The sequence below is a fragment of the Labrenzia sp. THAF35 genome (genome assembly GCF_009363595.1).
Classification (GTDB): Bacteria; Pseudomonadota; Alphaproteobacteria; order Rhizobiales; family Stappiaceae; genus Roseibium; species Roseibium algicola.
The window spans coordinates 2459131-2472634 of sequence record NZ_CP045380.1 but is presented as its reverse complement, the minus strand read 5'-3'; the positions used below and the strand labels follow the sequence as shown (position 1 = coordinate 2472634).

At 60.0% G+C, this 13504-nt stretch carries 12 protein-coding genes; all 12 read right to left on the bottom strand.

Annotated features, from left to right (window positions below):
• Positions 1–51: 51 nt before the first annotated feature.
• A complete protein-coding gene (locus FIU93_RS11260) occupies positions 52–1494 on the bottom strand; it encodes a Ni/Fe hydrogenase subunit alpha (RefSeq protein ID WP_152505613.1) in 1443 nt (480 codons plus the stop codon).
• An 11-nt stretch (positions 1495–1505) separates the two neighbouring features.
• On the bottom strand, positions 1506–2075 hold the full coding sequence (locus FIU93_RS11255) for an NADP oxidoreductase (protein WP_055656289.1): 570 nt from the start codon (positions 2073–2075) through the stop codon (positions 1506–1508).
• Complete coding sequence (locus FIU93_RS11250) at positions 2072–2800, bottom strand: 2Fe-2S iron-sulfur cluster-binding protein (RefSeq protein ID WP_023003076.1); 729 nt, start codon at positions 2798–2800, stop codon at positions 2072–2074. The genes FIU93_RS11255 and FIU93_RS11250 overlap by 4 nt, the downstream gene beginning before the upstream one ends.
• Positions 2797–4677, bottom strand: coding sequence for an NAD(P)H-dependent oxidoreductase subunit E (locus FIU93_RS11245; RefSeq protein ID WP_152505612.1), 1881 nt, complete (start codon positions 4675–4677; stop codon positions 2797–2799). The genes FIU93_RS11250 and FIU93_RS11245 overlap by 4 nt, the downstream gene beginning before the upstream one ends.
• A gap of 309 nt (positions 4678–4986) precedes the next feature.
• On the bottom strand, positions 4987–7380 hold the full coding sequence (gene hypF, locus FIU93_RS11240) for a carbamoyltransferase HypF (RefSeq protein WP_152505611.1): 2394 nt from the start codon (positions 7378–7380) through the stop codon (positions 4987–4989).
• A 225-nt stretch (positions 7381–7605) separates the two neighbouring features.
• Entirely contained in the window at positions 7606–8790 is a 1185-nt protein-coding gene (locus FIU93_RS11235; RefSeq protein WP_023003072.1) for a M56 family metallopeptidase, read from the bottom strand.
• A complete protein-coding gene (locus FIU93_RS11230; RefSeq protein WP_023003071.1) occupies positions 8777–9172 on the bottom strand; it encodes a BlaI/MecI/CopY family transcriptional regulator in 396 nt (131 codons plus the stop codon). The genes FIU93_RS11235 and FIU93_RS11230 overlap by 14 nt, the downstream gene beginning before the upstream one ends.
• A gap of 167 nt (positions 9173–9339) precedes the next feature.
• Positions 9340–9621, bottom strand: a complete 282-nt coding sequence (locus FIU93_RS11225; RefSeq protein WP_023003070.1) for a DUF2160 domain-containing protein — start codon at positions 9619–9621, stop codon at positions 9340–9342.
• Complete coding sequence (locus FIU93_RS11220) at positions 9618–10415, bottom strand: carbohydrate ABC transporter permease (protein ID WP_023003069.1); 798 nt, start codon at positions 10413–10415, stop codon at positions 9618–9620. Before FIU93_RS11220 ends, FIU93_RS11225 begins: the two co-directional genes overlap by 4 nt.
• An 11-nt stretch (positions 10416–10426) precedes the next feature.
• Positions 10427–11293 (bottom strand): sugar ABC transporter permease, encoded by an 867-nt coding sequence (locus FIU93_RS11215; protein ID WP_023003068.1) that lies wholly within the window; start codon positions 11291–11293, stop codon positions 10427–10429.
• Positions 11290–12381 (bottom strand): ABC transporter ATP-binding protein, encoded by a 1092-nt coding sequence (locus tag FIU93_RS11210; RefSeq protein ID WP_062487254.1) that lies wholly within the window; start codon positions 12379–12381, stop codon positions 11290–11292. The genes FIU93_RS11215 and FIU93_RS11210 overlap by 4 nt, the downstream gene beginning before the upstream one ends.
• Positions 12382–12393: 12 nt before the next feature.
• A complete protein-coding gene (locus tag FIU93_RS11205; RefSeq protein WP_062487252.1) occupies positions 12394–13458 on the bottom strand; it encodes an ABC transporter ATP-binding protein in 1065 nt (354 codons plus the stop codon).
• Between the last annotated feature and the right edge of the window lie 46 nt (positions 13459–13504).

Below are 13504 nucleotides of genomic sequence, written 5' to 3'. Positions count from 1 at the left end.
CGTCCGGGATGACCATCTGAGAGGTATTCATTCCGCTGAACCTCCCCACGCTCACACACACTGCGTCCGGCTGTCGACCAACGCACCATCCGCATTGAAAAGCTCCACCTGCAGCGGCATCTGGCCGAGAGCGTGGGTGGCGCACGAAAGGCATGGATCATAGGCGCGGATCGCGACTTCGACATGGTTGAGCATGCCCTCGGTAATCTGCTCCTTGCCGGAAAGATGCTTGACCGCGACATCCTTCACCGCACGGTTCATGCCCTCGTTGTTATGGGTCGTGGAGACGATCAGGTTGCAATAGGTCACCTGGTCATGTTCATCGACCTTGTAGTGGTGAATGAGGTTGCCACGCGGAGCCTCGATCACCCCGATGCCTTCCTCGCGCCGGTCCCCCTTGGCAATCAGGTCCGTCCCTTGCAGATCCTGGTCGTTCAGAAGCTCCCGGATCTTCTCCACGCAATGCAGAACCTCGATCATCCGAGCCCAGTGATTGGCCAGTGTGGAATTGTTCGGCGTACCGCACGTCACGGCCTTGAGGTCTTTCAGGGCGGCATCGGCAAGTGGCGTGTCGATGAAGGCAGCCGTGTTCATGCGTGCCAATGGCCCGACCCGATACCAGCCGGCGTCAGGCCCAAGCGTCGTGATGAAGGGGAATTTCATGTACGACCAGGAGCGCACGTCCTCGACAATCAGCTCGTGATATTTCGTGTAAGGCACCTGATCGAAGATCATGTCTCCGGTGGAACTGAGAGCCCGCAGGTTGCCGTGATAGAGATCAAGCGCACCGTCGCTCTCGCGCACCAGTGACATGTAGTTGGAGGGGAACGAACCGAACTCGGCGACCAGGTCTTCATGCTCCAGCGTGTAGTTCCTGGCGAGTTTCACCGCATCCAGGGACCATTCGATCATCTGGTCCACCGAGGCAAGAAAATGATCCCGCCGTTCGATGGGCAGGTTGCGGTTGATACCACCGGGAATGGCGCCGGTGCCGTGTACCTTCTTGCCCGCCGTCGCCTCGATGATCTCCTGCCCGTATTTGCGCATCAGGACGGCGCGCTTGCCAAGTTCCGGTTTCTCCTTGATCACCTCGAAGATGTTGCGCTTTTCCGCAGGCGCACCGAAGCCGAACAGCAGATCGGGCGCTGCCAGGTGGAAGAAGTGCAGCACGTGGGACTGCATCACCTGGCCGTAATGCATCAGCCGGCGCATCTTTTCCGCCGTCGGCGTCAACTGGTCGACACCGGCGATCATGTCCATGGCTTTCGCTGCCGCCAGATGGTGGCTGACAGGGCAGATGCCGCAAAGCCGCTGCACGATCACCGGCACTTCCCACATCAGCCGGCCTCGAATGAACCGCTCGAAGCCGCGGAATTCGACAATGTGCAGCCGGGCTTCATCCACCTCGTTTTCCGCATTGAGGTGGATCGTCACCTTGCCGTGGCCTTCCACGCGGGTGACGGGAGAGATTTCAATCAGTCTGGGTTCAGTCATCGCCATCACCCTCAGTCGAACTTGATCATTTCACGCTCGAAGCCCCGGAACTTGCCGGTCAGCAGCTTGGAAAGCGTGTCGAAGATGATGTCCCCACTGGGTGCACAGCCGGGGATCTGGTAGTCGATCTCCACCACCTGGGAACACGGATAAACCTCGTCCAGAAGCAGCGGCAGAGCCGGGTCGTTGGGCACGTTGTGGGTCGTGTTGCGGATGTATTTGCCGGTGATATAGGCCTCGTCCAGACACTCGCGCAGCGGCGCATCGGAATGCATGATCGCGTTGCGCATGGCCGGCAGCCCACCCATGATCGCGCATTGGCCGAGCGCGATCAGCACATCGCAGTTGCGCCGGAAGTCATGCAGCACATGCACGTTTTCCTCGTTGCAGCAGCCGCCTTCGATGATGCCGATGTCGCACCGCTGGGTGAAGCGCTTCTTGTCGGTAAGTGGCGAGCGGTCGACATCGACAAGCTGCATCAGCTCGATCAGGCGCTCGTCGATATCCAGGATCGCCATGTGACAGCCGAAACAGCCGGCAAGAGAAGCGGTCGCGATCCGGGCCTTGGGCAGCTCGCTCATTTGCGCTTCTCCTCAATGTCGTGACCGATCAGGCCATGGTCGAATTCCCGCTCGCCGATGGGAACGGCGAAGCCGACGCGCTTGCGGATGATGCAGCCAACCGGGCAGACCTCCGCCGAAATCGCGTGATCGGTCACCTCGGCATCGGTATCGGCAAGGTTCTCGCCGTTGACTGCCACACGGCGGTGAATGCCGCGGCCGACATAACCGAAGATGCCCTTGCCATCGACGTCCTGGGACGCGCGGATGCAGCGCCCGCAGGAAATGCAGCGGTTGGTGTCCAGCGCGATGTCGGGATGGGATGCGTCCAAAGCACGGCACGGTTCCAGATAGGGAAACCTGGTGGCTTCCGTCATGTCCAGCCTGTAGGCCATGGCCTGAAGCTCGCAATTGCCACTGGCCTCGCAGATCGGGCAAAGGTGATTGCCCTCGTGAAACAGCATTTCAACCAGGTCGCGGCGCATCTTGGTTAGATGCGGTGTCTCGTTTTCCACCGCCTGCCCCGGTGCCGCCGGCTGGGTGCAGGCGGCAACGCTGCGCCCGCCCGCCTTCACCGTGCAGACCCGGCAACTGCCCTGATGGCGCAGGCCTTCGTGATCGCACAGGCGCGGGATATAGACCCCGGCCTCGTCGGCCGCTTCCATGATGGTCTGGCCCGCGTAGGCGGTGATCTCCACCCCGTCGATGGTGAAGGTGAAGCCGGTCTCTCTCTTCGTGCCGCTCATTGGGTGAAATCCTTGTCGAAGATATAGGAGCGGCGCTTGGCGATCTTGCGTGCCCCGTCGATGGCCGACTGGATGTCGAACGTATCGCGGATGCCGTCCTTGCTCGGCTTGATCACCGCCGAATAGACCAGCGGAAAGTTCTTCAAGGTGGTGAGAACCGGGTTGGGAGACGTCATGCCGAGACCGCAGCGGCTGGTCTCGATGATCGTACCGGAGAGGTCCTTGAGGTAGTCGATGTCCTCCGGGTTCGCGAGCCCCTTGCGGAACTTCTGGATCGCCTTCTGCAGGAAGACATTGCCGACCCGGCAGGGCGTGCAATAGCCGCAGCTCTCATGCACGAAGAAGGACATGTAGTATTCGACGATTTCCAGAACATTGCGCTCTCCGTTGAAGACGATGATCGCCCCGCCGGTCGCAAGGTCGTCGAACGTCAGTTTGCGGTGAAAGCTGTCGCGGGCAATCATCGTGCCGCTCGGTCCGCCAACCTGAACCGCGGCGGCATCCTCGCCGCCGACCATCGCCAGCAGTTCCCGGACCGTGCGTCCGTAAGGCAGTTCATAGATACCCGGGTTCAGGCAATCGCCACAGACGGAGAAGAGCTTGGTGCCGTGCGAGCCTTCCATCCCCATGGCATTGAACCATGCCGCCCCCTTGTCGAGAATGCGCGCGGCATGACAGAAGGTCTCAACGTTGTTGACCACCGTCGGATACCCGAGATAGCCGCGGTTGACCGGGAACGGCGGCCGCGTCTTGGGTTCGCCCGGCAGGCCCTCGCAGGAGCTGATAAGCGCACCTTCCTCGCCACAGATGTACGCGCCCGCGCCAAGCTGCAGGCGGATATCGAAATCAAAGCCCTTAACGCCTAGAATGTCCTTGCCGAGAAGACCGCGCCGGCGTCGTTCTTCCAGCACCTGAAGCAGAAGCTCGCGCAGATAGACATATTCGCCGCGCAGATAAAGGATGCCCTCGCGCGCACCGACAGCCCTTGCCGCTATAGTCATGCCTTCAATCAGGAGATGCGGCCGTTCGGTCAGGAGAACCCGGTCCTTGAAGGTGCCCGGTTCACCTTCATCGGCATTGCAGATGACGAAGTGCTTCTCGGCACGTTCACTGGCCGCGAACCGCCACTTGCGGCCGGTGGTAAAGCCTGCACCGCCACAGCCGCGCAACCCGCTTTCCTCGATCGCGGAGATGATCTGCGTCGGGGTTATCGTGGCCGCCTTGGCAAGCCCGGCGTCTTCTGGAACAGGCCCCAACAGCACTTCACCCGCATGGCGGATGTTGTTGTCGACCATATGCAAGGCGCGTTCGGAAGGTGTCAGCGCCTCGAACCTTTCGCTGATCAACTGCTCCGGGCTTCGGCCCGCCTTCAGCGCCTGCGCGGCGCTGCGCGCGGTCTCCGGCGTCAGTTTCGTCAGGACGATGTCGTTGACCATCGCGGCCGGCGCCTGATCGCACATGCCGATGCAAGGAGTGTATTCCAGCGAAAACGCACCGTCGTTGCTGGTTTCGCCGATTTTGAGCCCAAGCTCCTCTTCAAAAACACAGGCGACCTCTGACACCCCGGAGAACCGGTCGACGATATCGTCACACAGCCGAATGGTGACCCTGCCTTTCGGCGCCAGGGAGAGGAAGGAATAGAAGCTGGCAACGCCCTCCACCTCGATCCGGGTGAGACCGGTAGCGGCGGCAACATGGTCCATGGTGGACGGGGCAATGCAGCGGTAGCGGTCCTGCACCTCGCGCAGGATGTCGAGCATTCGGTGCTTGTCGTTGCCAAATTGCGCGCAGATCGCTTCGATCTCTTCGGCAGGAACAGGCGCGGTTCCGCAGATGGCCGTGGAGACCCCGTTCCCGGTCTTGTGCCCGTTGTCCATGGCCCCTCCCTCCTGATACCCAAAGCAGATTGCACCCGCGTAGGCGATGACCGTTCCGTCCAGCGCGATTGTCTGGTGTTGCGCCCTGCCGCTAAATCGATTTGAGATCAAACCGGACTGCAGCACATGATGGCAACGACCCGCAATACACCTGTGAAATTTTCGAGTGGTTCCACGCTTCCAGACTTGCAGGAAAACGTCTTTGAGGAAGATCAACCTGCTTAAAATCGGGGCAGATGGTACCCGATGGCCTATCAGTCGATCCTGCTGAACAAGGCGCGTTCAAGGACCTTCAGTCAGGGCAAAAAATCAGTCATCGAAGGTTGAGGGCGCTTGCAAATTTGCCGCGATTGCCGCCTGACCGAGCGCAAGACCGCCATCGTTGGCGGGCACACTTTTGTGGTTGAGAACAGTGTAGCCATCGGTTTCCAGCTTCTCGGTCAGGCCGTCGCGCAGGAAGGCGTTCTGGAAAACGCCGCCGGAAAGAACGACCTTGCCGGATGGTCTTGCGCCTGCAGCCGACAGGCCGCACGCAAGGCCGTCGATCAGGCCCTGGTGAAAGCGCGCGGAGATAGTCTCATGCTTCACACCGGATTTGAGATCACCAAGAAGCGCTGGCCAGACCTTGTCGAACGACAGCAATACGGTCTCCGACGTCGTCACCTCCACCGGATATCCTTCCTTGCCAGCAGCCACGGAGGCTCGCGCCAGCACCTCCAGCTGCATTGCAGCCTCACCTTCGAAGCCTTGCTTGTCCGGACAAATATCAAGCGCGGCAGCCACCGCATCAAACAGTCGCCCGGCAGAGGACGTCATCGGTGCGTTGACACCTTTCTGCATCATCTGATCAAGCAGCTTTGCCTGATGGCCGGCAAACCTGGTTTCCAGACCGGTTCCCACCAGGTTGACGCGGTAGTTCACTCCAAAGGCAGTAAACAATTGCGCTGCCAGATTGCGCCACGGCTCACGGTTTGCGGCCTCTCCTCCCGGCAACGGCACTTGCCGGAAATGGCCACGCCGCACAAAGCCGCCGTAGCTTCCCTGCAGGATTTCACCGCCCCAGACCGTCCCGTCCGCACCCCAGCCCAGCCCGTCCAGAACAACGGCATGAACGTTCCCGGGCATCGCCTGGTCTTGCCCCTGATCAGCCAGACAGGCCGCGAGATGCGCATGGTGATGCTGCACCCGAACCAACGGCAGGCCACGCTCCTGAGCAAAGTCTTCGCCGGTCCGCGTCGACAGATATTGCGGATGTGCATCGACGGCGACAATATCAGGTTCGAATTGGTAGAGGTCCAGATAGAGCTTCAGCATCTTTTTGTAGTCCGCAAGGGTCGGCGCGTTTTCAAGATCGCCGATATGCTGCGACAGAACTGCATTGCGGCCGTCGAGAAGGCAGAAGGTCGCCTTCAGCTCTCCCCCAAGAGCAAGAACCTTCGGCGCCCCCTCGAAAGAAATGGGCAGACGGATCGGCGACGGAGCGTATCCGCGCGCGCGGCGCAGGATGGAAACGCCGGATCGATCCTGGCGAACGACGCTGTCATCCAGCCGGTTGACCACGTCGCGGTTGTGCATCAGGAACCCGTCGACAATGCCCGCAAGGTTGTGCCGGGCACATTCGTTTTGTGTTTCCTGCGGGTTCTCGGAAAGATTTCCGGAGGTCAGCACGATCGGCCCCTTGAGTTTGGCCATCAGCAGATGGTGCAAGGGGGTGTTCGGCAGCATGACACCCAGGCGGTCGAACGGACCGGCGATACCCGGCGCCAGTGGTGCGCCCGCTTTCTTAAGCAGAACGATCGGTGCCGCCGGGCTTTCCAACAGCGCCACCTCTTTTGCATCAGCCAAGGCGAAGTCCCGGATCTGGTCCAGATCCCGCGCCATAAGGGCGAGTGGCTTCACCGGGCGGTGCTTGCGCAACCTCAGCTTTTCAACGGCGCTCTGATTGCCTGCATCGACCGCTATCTGAAACCCGCCAAGACCCTTGATCGCCAGAATGGCACCGCGCCCGAGCCGCTCGGCGGCAAGGACGACGGGATCGCCATCAACAGCTCGTCCGTCTTTGTCTTCAAACCAGAGTCTCGGCCCACACTGCGGACAGGCAATCGGTTGGGCATGAAAGCGTCGGTCAGCCGGGTCTTCATATTCGTTGCGGCACGCCCGGCACATTTCAAAGGCCGCCATGGCTGTTGAGGCCCGGTCATAAGGAATGTGCCGCAGAATGGACAGGCGCGGTCCGCAATGTGTGCAATTGGCAAAGGCATAGCGGTAACGCCGGTCGGCCGGGTTGCGGATGTCGGCCAGGCAGGCCGGGCATGTTGCGGCGTCCGGCACCACGCCAGTGGCGACCTTGCCTTCTTCACTCGGCAGAATTCTGAAATCTCTGGCATCGGGCGCACCTGCCAGATCGGACACAACAATCTGGTCGATACGTGCCAGCAGTGGCGCGTCCGATTGCAGACGGCCCAGAAAAAGGTCAAGCGAGCGCTCGTCACCACTTGCTTCGATCAGCACACCTTCGCCGTCGTTCAGCACATGACCGGCAAGACCCAGGCCCCTCGCAAGCTGCCAGACAAACGGCCGAAACCCGACGCCCTGGACAAGACCCCTGATCCGTATGGATTTGGCTGACCTCAATGGACCTGTTTCTTGCACGCGCTCAAGATCTCTGGATTGCCCGACACCGCCGCCGACGATGACCTTCATTTCTCGCCAGCCACGAGGCACCGCCCCTGTGCAGGCACGGTTCAGTAATCCCCTGAATGGAGAATGATTTCCAGATGGATATTTTTGAATGACCCGCAATCGAGGCACGCACAGCGCGAACGGGAGCTCATGGTCGCTCGCCTGAGCAAGACCGAACGTTTTGTAGAACAGAGGGGATATGCTCCTGCTCCGGACGACTTTCCGCCCGGAGCAGTGTTGGATCACTCAGCGCAGCGGGCGCTGCGCAAAGGTATTATAGGCTTGCTGCCCGTTCGAACCGTTTCTGGTTTCCAGGCGTTCCAGATTGATGATGGCCGACAGCATCAGCCGGTCCTGGCTCCAGTCCGCCGGTTTCTGGATCGATAGTGCCGACAGGAAAACCACCGCCACCATGGGCAGCACGGCCAGGCAGGTAACGCCCCAATGAGGACGAACCCGATTGGTCTCCAGCAAGGCCTCCACGCGGCGGCGCAGTTTCGCGGCCGGGGAACGGCGAAGCAGCTTGTCCTGCACCTCCAAAAGGGCAACGGCTGCGATCCCGACGGAACGTTTGCGCGCTTCCTTGTCCTGGCGCTTGCGGATCCCCGCCTGGGCGGCGCGGAGCAGACACATGCAATAGGACCTCAGGTCCACATGGGCATTTTCGGCGACCTTCTGATCGCAGGCCAGTTCACGCAGACGCTCGACTTCCGACTTCCACATGTAGAAGAACGGGTTCCAGAAGAACAGCGGGCGCAGCAGTTCAAGCCCGATTTCCCAGGTGACATCGCCCTGGCGCAGATGCTGGAACTCGTGCTTGAGAACCAGCTTCAGGTCTTCCGGCTCGGCCAGCAGGTCGGACGGAATGACCACGTAGTGGCGCCTCAGCCCACGTGCGGAAAACGGCACCATTGCGCGATCCGACAGCAGCAACAGCACACGGCCATTGCTCCGCCATTCATGGCAGGTTGCGAGCACCCGGTACAATCGGACGAAGCTGACGACAAGCTTCAGCGCGAAATAGCTGAACCCGGCCACGAAAGCCAAAGCGATCCCGGCACCCAGACCTGTAGACAGGGTCAGGATCGTTTCGCTGATCTGCGTGCGCAGTCCAAGCAGCGACTGAAAGTCTTCCGCCGAAATGGCGATGCCGCCACGCAGGTACTGCGACACGGCGTAATCGGCCAGGTTGACGGACATGGTCCGGGGGACCACCTCCGCCGACAGCATGTGCTGGTAGCCCATGACGGCGAAGGGTGTTAGCAGGATCAGGGCGAACAAGCCGTTCAGCAGCCCAAGCTGTACGGAAAAGTCGACCTTCTTGCCGGAACGGGCCAGCAGAAGTTTGGCGCTCAGCCACACCATTGCGGTAATGGCCAGTGTGATGTTCAGATCGATATAGATATCGAAAATCTGGTTAAGTAGCGTCATCTGTCCTCCTCCTGTCCAGCAACGCTCTGATTTCCTCCAGATCGTCTCCCGATAGTTCGTATTCATCGACAAGTCGGGCCACGAGGGACGCCGGCGTGCCGTCGAACAGTTTTTCTGAAAGGTTTCGGAGAGATCGGGACTGGTAGGTATCCCTGGTCAGCCGAGGGGAATAGATGAATGTCTTGCCTTCTTTGCGGCTGTCCACGAAGCCTTTTTCATCCAGGATCCGCATGATGGTGGCGCAGGACGTATAGGCGAGTTTTCTCTCCGGCGGCAGACATGCAAGGATGTCCCGCACGGAACCTTCGCCGAGTTTCCAGAGTTCGGTCATGAACTCCAGTTCGACTTCGGTCAAAAACTCGTTGCTCTTACGCTTTCTCATTACAGTCCTGCACCGATTGCGGAATGGATGTGGCTTACGCATCTATTCATGCACCAGAATATCGGAAATTACTATGTCTTTAGTCGACGAAGGTGTTCGGGTTTCTCCCCTGATCGAGACCACCTGATGGACGAAGCGCGCGGGAAACCCGCGCGCCTTTATTCACGTCAGACTTTCCAGAAGCAGAAGACACCCCAACCGATGCTCAGGGCGAGCGGCCACCAGAGCGGGTTGCCCACCAGGCCAAGCCAGGCCAGAAAGATATAGGCCGTTCCGAGCAAGGTGATGAAGAGGCGGTCGCCGCGGGTCGTTTCCAGTCCCAGGACACCGCGCCGGGCAGCGCCACCGGGAAATTTCACTTCCAGAGCAGTCAGCACCCCGATTGCGGAGAATATACCGACGAACAGCAGAGCCGTCGGCAGGGTCCAGGCCATCCAACCGAGCATCATACCCTCCCCAGGGCAAAGCCCTTGGCTATGTAGTTACGGACAAAATAGATGACGATGGCGCCGGGAATGATGGTCAGGGTCCCGGCGGCCGCCAGCAGACCCAGTTCGTAACCGGCGGAGGAAGCGGTTCGGGTCATCACGGCGGCAATGGGTTTCGCCTCGACGGCGGTAAGTGTCTTGGACAGCAGCATTTCCACCCAGGAGAACATGAAGCAGAAGAAGGCGGCCACCCCGACGCCGGACTTGATGGCCGGCAGGAAGATCGTCATGAAGAAGCGCGGGAAGGAATAGCCGTCCACATAGGCGGTTTCGTCCAGTTCCTTCGGCACCCCGCTCATGAAACCCTCCAGGATCCAGACCGCCAACGGCACGTTGAACAGGCAGTGTGCCAGTGCAACGGCAAGATGGGTGTCGAACAGGCCGACGGCGGAATAGAGCTGGAAGAAGGGCAGCGCGAAGACGGCGGCCGGTGCCATACGGTTTGTCAGCAGCCAGAAGAACAGGTGCTTGTCGCCCACGAAGGAATAGCGGGAGAATGCATAGGCTGCCGGCAGCGCGACGGTGATCGAAATGACCGTGTTGATGGTCACGTAAATGATCGAGTTGATGTAGCCCCAGTACCAGGTCGGATCGGTGAAGATCTCGATGTAGTTGGCGAAGGTCCAGGTCTGCGGGAACAGGGTGAACCCTGACAGGATCTCGTTGGTGGTCTTGAAGCTCATCGCGACGAGCCAGTAGATCGGCAACATCAGGAAGAGAATGTACAGGATGGGAACCAGGCTTTTCAGGCGCATGACGGTTCTCCTCAGGACTTGTTATCGTTCATCGTCATCAGCGTGTAGAACAGCCAGGAGGCGAACAACGTGATGGCGAAGTAGATGAGGGACATGGCGGCTGCCGGTCCAAGGTCGAACTGACCCAGCGCGATCTTCACAAGATCGATCGAGAGCAGCGTCGTGGAGTTGCCCGGACCACCGCCCGTCAGCACGAAAGGCTCCGTATAGATGTTGAAGCTGTCCATGAAGCGCAGCAGCACGGCAATGGTCAGCACCGTTTTCATCTTCGGTAACTGGATGAAGCGGAACACCGCCCACCGGGAGGCTCCATCGATTTCCGCCGCCTGATAATAGGCGTTCGGGATCGAAACCAGACCGGCATAGGCCAGGAGCACCACCAGCGATGTCCAGTGCCAGACATCCATGACGATGATCGTCACCCAGGCAGCGATCGGGTTCTGGGTCATGTCATAGGAGATGCCCAGGGTGTGGTTCAGGAAGTAACCGAGCAGACCGATATCCGGCAGGGTGAAGATGTTCCACATCGCGCCGACCACGTTCCACGGGATCAGCATCGGCAAGGCCATGGTGACGAGGCAGAACGGCACCCAGAACCCTTTCTTGGGCATGGACAGCGCAATCGCGACACCAAGCGGCACCTCGATAATCAGGATCAGGAAAGTGAACAGGAACTGCCGTCCGAGCGCATTGTGAAAGCGCTCCGAGCGAAGCACCTGCTCGAACCAGTCCAGACCCTGCCAGAAGAACAGGTTGTCGCCGAAGGTTTCCTGAACGGAGTAGTTCACCACGGTCATCATCGGGATGAGCGCGTTGAAGGCGACAAGAATGAGCACCGGGGTTACGAAGAACCAGGCGCGTTGATTTTGCGTTTTCATCGGGCCCCTCCCTCAGGCTGGCTCGCCAGCCAGCCGTCCTTGTAGAGACGCGTCTGGGATTGTTTGAAGTCGAGCATCACGTCGTCTCCGGCATTGGGCGCTTCGCCCTCCAGAATGGCGTTGATACGCATGTCATGAGCGATCGCCTCAACCACCTTGTGGCGGCCGATATCGGCAACCTTGCGGACCTTCGCCGCAATGCCTGCACCGTCGGCAGACACCTTGACGAATTCCGGACGGACCCCGATCTCCGCCGTGCCGTCGCCGGCGGCGGTCACCGGGCCTTCCAGCGCGACCTTTTCACCGCGGAAGAACGCGGCGCCGTTCTGGACGTCGCAGGGCAGGACGTTCATTCCCGGGGAGCCGATGAAGTGACCGACGAAAGTGTGGGCCGGACGTTCGAACAACTCCACTGGCGTCCCGATCTGCACGACTTCACCGTCCTGCATCACCACCACCTGGTCGGCAAAGGTCAGCGCTTCGGTCTGGTCGTGCGTCACGTAGATCATGGTCGCCTTGACCCGCTGATGAAGCTCTTTCAACTTGGATCGCAGCTTCCATTTCAGATGCGGGTCGATCACCGTCAGCGGCTCGTCGAACATGACGACGTTGACGTCCTCGCGGATGAGGCCGCGGCCCATGGAGATCTTCTGCTTGTTGTCCGGCGAAAGATTTGCCGCCCGGACCTTCAGCATGTCGCTGACTTCCAGCATTTCGGCGATCGCGGCGACCCGGCGCTTGACCGTGTCCTCGTCCCGCCCGCGGTTTCTGAGCGGAAAGGCCAGATTGTCGTAGACGGTCATCGTGTCGTAGATGACCGGAAACTGGAACACTTGCGCGATATTGCGCTTTGCCGGCGGCAGCGAGGTGACGTCCTGATCGTTGAACAGGATCTTGCCTTCAGAAGGAACCAGCAGGCCGGAAATGATGTTTAACAGCGTGGACTTGCCGCAGCCCGACGGGCCAAGCAGAGCATAGGCGCCGCCGTCATCCCACGTCAGGTCGATCTTCTTCAGCGCGTAATCCGCATCGCTCGCCGGGTTGGGCTGGTAGCTGTGACGCAGATTGGAGAGTTTGATTTGTGCCATGATGTCCTCTCCTCAGGCGACCAGCTGGCCGTCAGGCGCAAAGAAGAAACAATGGCTCGGATCCAGGTAGAAAGTGTGGACCTCGCCGACGGAATAGGGATGAACACCGGGTGACAGAGAGACCCAGGCGTTGCCGTCCATGTCGAAATGGGCACTGCTTTCCGAACCGCTGAGCTCCGTCACCAGTACGTGTCCGTCAAGCTTCACGGTATGATGCGCACTTGCCACCGGCATCACGTGATTGGGCCGGATCGCAAGGGTGTAGGCGCCATCTCGAAGACCCGACGCAGCACCTGTGGCCTGCCAGCTCGTGACCTCGTTCAGGATCACTAGATCTCCGCGCTTGGTCACCGGAGCGACATTGATCGGCGGGTTGGAGAACACCTTGGCGGCGTCCAGATCCTTCGGCTTGCGATAGATGTCGGCGGTCGGACCGAACTGCACGACGTTGCCGTCGGTCATGAGGGCCGTATGCCCTCCCAGAAGAAGGGCCTCTTCAGGCTCGGACGTTGCGTAGACGACGACCGCGCCGCGGCCTGCAAAAAGTTCCGGAAGCTGGTCGCGCAGTTCCTCGCGCAGCTTGTAGTCGAGGTTGGCAAGCGGTTCGTCGAGGAAGACCGCATCGCTTTCCTTGACGATGGCCCGCGCCAGCGCGGTGCGCTGCTGCTGGCCACCCGACAGTTCATGCGGCTTGCGGTTGAGATACGGGTTCAGCTTCATCAGCTTGGCCGCTTCTTCCACCCGGCCTTCGATCTCCGACCTGGCAACTCCTGCAACCTTCAGCGGCGAGGCGATGTTGTCGAAGACAGACATATGCGGGTAGTTGACGAAAAACTGGTGCACCAGGCTGATGTTGCGCTTTTGCGCGGACAGGCGGGACACGTCCTTGCCATTGAGCACGATCTGCCCTGTCGCCAGGCTGTCGAGACCAGCCATCAGCTTGATCAGCGAGGTCTTGCCCGAGCCGGTTTCCCCAAGCAGAACATTGAAGTGACCGGGATGCAGCGTCAGGCTCGTTTCCTTGACATGGGTGATGCCTGCAACGCGCTTGCTGACGTTCTTAAGTTCTAGAGACATTTATTTTTCGCCCGCGTCCGGACAGGTGCAAGTGGCGAAACATCGA

Bases quoted from the DNA above. Each gene is read 5' to 3' on its own strand.
- FIU93_RS11260 (WP_152505613.1), bottom strand. From the start codon at position 1,494: ATGACTGAACCCAGACTGATTGAAATCTCTCCCGTCACCCGCGTGGAA.
- FIU93_RS11255 (WP_055656289.1), bottom strand. From the start codon at position 2,075: ATGAGCGAGCTGCCCAAGGCCCGGATCGCGACCGCTTCTCTTGCCGGC.
- FIU93_RS11250 (WP_023003076.1), bottom strand. From the start codon at position 2,800: ATGAGCGGCACGAAGAGAGAGACCGGCTTCACCTTCACCATCGACGGG.
- FIU93_RS11245 (WP_152505612.1), bottom strand. From the start codon at position 4,677: ATGGACAACGGGCACAAGACCGGGAACGGGGTCTCCACGGCCATCTGC.
- hypF (WP_152505611.1), bottom strand. From the start codon at position 7,380: ATGAAGGTCATCGTCGGCGGCGGTGTCGGGCAATCCAGAGATCTTGAG.
- FIU93_RS11235 (WP_023003072.1), bottom strand. From the start codon at position 8,790: ATGACGCTACTTAACCAGATTTTCGATATCTATATCGATCTGAACATC.
- FIU93_RS11230 (WP_023003071.1), bottom strand. From the start codon at position 9,172: ATGAGAAAGCGTAAGAGCAACGAGTTTTTGACCGAAGTCGAACTGGAG.
- FIU93_RS11225 (WP_023003070.1), bottom strand. From the start codon at position 9,621: ATGATGCTCGGTTGGATGGCCTGGACCCTGCCGACGGCTCTGCTGTTC.
- FIU93_RS11220 (WP_023003069.1), bottom strand. From the start codon at position 10,415: ATGCGCCTGAAAAGCCTGGTTCCCATCCTGTACATTCTCTTCCTGATG.
- FIU93_RS11215 (WP_023003068.1), bottom strand. From the start codon at position 11,293: ATGAAAACGCAAAATCAACGCGCCTGGTTCTTCGTAACCCCGGTGCTC.
- FIU93_RS11210 (WP_062487254.1), bottom strand. From the start codon at position 12,381: ATGGCACAAATCAAACTCTCCAATCTGCGTCACAGCTACCAGCCCAAC.
- FIU93_RS11205 (WP_062487252.1), bottom strand. From the start codon at position 13,458: ATGTCTCTAGAACTTAAGAACGTCAGCAAGCGCGTTGCAGGCATCACC.